The sequence below is a fragment of the Streptomyces sp. NPDC088246 genome, assembly GCF_044741025.1.
In the GTDB taxonomy this organism is placed as follows: domain Bacteria; phylum Actinomycetota; class Actinomycetes; order Streptomycetales; family Streptomycetaceae; genus Streptomyces.
Map to the genome: position 1 here is coordinate 1 of NZ_JBIURV010000160.1, position 2,026 is coordinate 2,026.

Here is a 2,026-nt window from a genome sequence, read left to right on the forward strand (position 1 = left end):
AACCCGCCTCGCCCGGACACCCCCGTCATCACCCTCGTCGAGCCCACCAAAACAGCCCCAACCCCACGAGTGAAGCCCTAAAACACCGGTATTGCCCATAGGCGTACTTCGTCTCTGATCCTGTTGATGTCGTCGGACGTGCCGCCGTCGGCGTCCTGCTGCTCGAGGGCGCGTTGCAGGCGGGCCGGTGCGATGTTTTTGATCCTGGCGGCCATGGCGACTGCGTCGGTGATGCTGACGCGGTCGCTCATGATGTCGCGCAGTGCACCGGTGAGAGTGGGAGCGGGTGAGCTGTTTCGGAATCCGCGTGGAGCCCGGTGGTTGGGTTCTGAGCTGAGCCATTCGGCGTGTTCGGGGCAGCCGAACGGGCCGGCCAGGTGGTTTCTGGCTACCGTCAAGGCATCGGGGCGTTCCGCGTGGACGACGACGAGGGGGTCAATGGCCCATCCGCCGGGGGTGGTCACCAGCGCGAGACCTGCCTGGGTCGCATGGAGCTTTTCCGCCCACGAAGCGAGGGCGTAGGCGGCCTGGGCTGTCAGCGGTCGGGCGGAGAGATCGAGCAGATAGGCGTTTCCTACGGCAGGCTCGGGCAGGACGTCGGCGTCCGGTGTCTCGTCGTCGTCCCAGTCCGGTGAGAGATCGAAGATGCGGGCAGCCCCGGCCACTCTGTGCAGGTGTCGTTGCAGGGCTCGCAGGGCCGAGGTGCGGCGACCGGATCCGGGTTCCCCGTCGATGACCACGAGTCCGCGCACGGCAAGCACCCGCTCCGCGCACTCGGGGGTGGGTGTGTGGGCCCACACAGGCTCCTCAGTGCCGAGCAGGTCCTGGCCAGGGACGGGTGAAGCGGGGAGCTTCGGGCGACGGGTGATGCTGATCGGGCCGTAGATGCTGCCGCCGGCTTGGATGGTGGGTGCGGTGTTGTGTGACGCGGACATTGATGCTGGCAGCGGCTCGGACGAGTCGGTGGCCATCACTGGCCGCCGGTGTGCAGACCACCGAAGTTGTCGCGTCCCGCCTGGATGACAGGCCCGCTGTTACCGATCGCCGAGAGGTTGACCCGGGCCTGGGTTTCGGATTCCTTCGGTACCAGCGGAGCGAGGTCCTGAAGAGCCTCTGGGTAGTCCTCAACCAGCGTCAACAGGCGCCGCTGCCACCGGTCCAGCAACACGGACCTCTCCGTGGTCTGCGCCTCGCGCTGATCGGCGTCCAGGCGGGCCAGTTGTTGCTCCTCCAGTTGTTCACCACCCCGACGGAAGGCCCGGGCTACCACGTCTCGTGCAGCGGCCCATCCATCCTTCGTCATCTCCGCTACCAAAGCGGCGGCAGCCGCTGCGGCCACCGCCACGAACTGGGCCTGCTCACTCATGTCCGTTCCTCCCCAGAGCTGCAGCACCCGTCTCGGGCGCCCGCCGCAGAATGCCAGACCATCCGGGGCAAAAAAGAGCAAGATTGACGATATGACTTAAAAGGGAGCATGTCGTTTCAATAGCTTCCTTCGGATGCTCAGCCACGCTCGGAGATGCGTGCGCCGCACCTCGCCACGTAGGCCCGCTCATTATCGCAGCGCAATCACGTGATCACTAATCGTATCCCTCACCGTGAAGCAGGAATGACATCTGGTGTCCCTCTGGCCCGGTTTGGGGCCATGCTGTCTCAACCTGACGCGAAATCGCCCCAGTCGGCACCGACTGGATCGGCTGCCACTTACAGCCGAGGCGGCGCAGACCCACCAGCGACCCTATGGCAGCCTCAAGCTCACGCCGCGGCCCGGCTGCGGCCGGGCAAGATCGAGCACACCGGTAGACCGGCAAAGATTTGGCTACAGAGCTGCCATACACATCGGCCGACTGTCGGGATGCCTCTGCCGGAACCGAAGCCGCCTACGATCCCGACGAGTCGGCCAAACTCAATGAAAATCGCATCCTGCTCTTGCTAGTGCCGTAGCAGGGAACGTTTGCCCTGTTGTGATGTGACGCGCCGTTCGGGTGCTGTGCCGGGCGGCGTGTGGCCGTCACTCTGTTGGGGT

The 2,026-nt window shown here is 65.4% G+C and carries 2 protein-coding genes; both read right to left on the reverse strand.

Features of this window, described 5'->3' with window-relative positions; genetic code table 11:
- Positions 1-77 precede the first annotated feature (77 nt).
- Entirely contained in the window at positions 78-935 is an 858-nt protein-coding gene (locus ACIPEK_RS46560; protein WP_402009093.1) for a hypothetical protein, read from the reverse strand.
- 35 nt (positions 936-970) lie between these two features.
- The gene (locus ACIPEK_RS46565; RefSeq protein WP_402009096.1) at positions 971-1,366 is read right to left on the reverse strand and encodes a hypothetical protein; all 396 of its coding nucleotides are present in this window, start codon (positions 1,364-1,366) and stop codon (positions 971-973) included.
- Positions 1,367-2,026 lie beyond the last annotated feature (660 nt).

Excerpts from the sequence above, each read along its gene's own strand:
- ACIPEK_RS46565 (WP_402009096.1), bottom strand. The coding sequence starts at position 1,366 with ATGAGTGAGCAGGCCCAGTTCGTGGCGGTGGCCGCAGCGGCTGCCGCC.
- ACIPEK_RS46560 (WP_402009093.1), bottom strand. The coding sequence starts at position 935 with ATGTCCGCGTCACACAACACCGCACCCACCATCCAAGCCGGCGGCAGC.